We start from the raw sequence: 812 nt of genomic DNA on the forward strand, positions 1-812 counted from the left end.
TCTGAATCAGAAATCGTGACCAAAGGGAATCCCATGCCGATTCAGAACGGTCGAAAACCGCTCTAATGCAGGCCGGTACGGGCTCACAAAAGGCGGAGTGCAAGCAGAAAATATTGAACTCACACCCGAGGGGCAAAGGGCGGTTGATGAACAAATTAACGCGCGTGAGCGAGCGCGGACGCGTGTCGCTTTAGCGATATCCGGCGTCGAGCCGTTTCAGAAGCTTTATGAAAAGTTCGTTGGCAATAAACTTCCCGCCCATGCAGTTCTTATTGATGCTGCTAAAGACGTGGGTATCGATGCAAACCACGCATCAGAGGCGGTTGATACCTTTGTGGTCAATCTTCGTTTTGTGGGGCTCCTGCGAACGTTATCTGGCGCTGAACGTATTATTTCGACGGATATGCTGCTCAGTGATCTCCCCGCGTCACCAGCAGTTGCAGCTTCTCCAGAACAAAATTCAACACATGCCTCTACAAATATAATTACATCCGAACATGCTCAGTTTGAGAGTACCTGCTTCTACATTGCTCCTATTGGTGACGAAGGTTCGGAGGCGCGAAAGCATTCAGATCTTTTTCTTGGATCTATTGTAGAGCCTGCTCTGGAGCCATTTCAGCTGAACGTGGTTCGGGCTGATGCGATTGACAAACCAGGGGTCATCACGCGTCAGATCATCGAATACATCATGAAAGCTAGATTGGTTGTTGCCGATCTGTCGTTCCATAATCCCAACGTATTCTATGAGCTGGAGACCCGCAAAAACCGGTAGCGTTTTGGCGGGTATGATGATTCATTGGAGGGGCGCGATC

At 49.5% G+C, this 812-nt stretch carries 1 protein-coding gene; it reads left to right on the top strand.

Annotation, left to right across the window (positions count from 1 at the left end):
* Positions 1-97: 97 nt before the first annotated feature.
* Positions 98-772, top strand: a complete 675-nt coding sequence (locus IEX64_RS24300) for a hypothetical protein (protein ID WP_188824054.1) — start codon at positions 98-100, stop codon at positions 770-772.
* Positions 773-812 lie beyond the last annotated feature (40 nt).

It is taken from the genome of Novosphingobium indicum, from assembly GCF_014645195.1.
In the GTDB taxonomy this organism is placed as follows: Bacteria; Pseudomonadota; Alphaproteobacteria; order Sphingomonadales; family Sphingomonadaceae; genus Novosphingobium; species Novosphingobium indicum.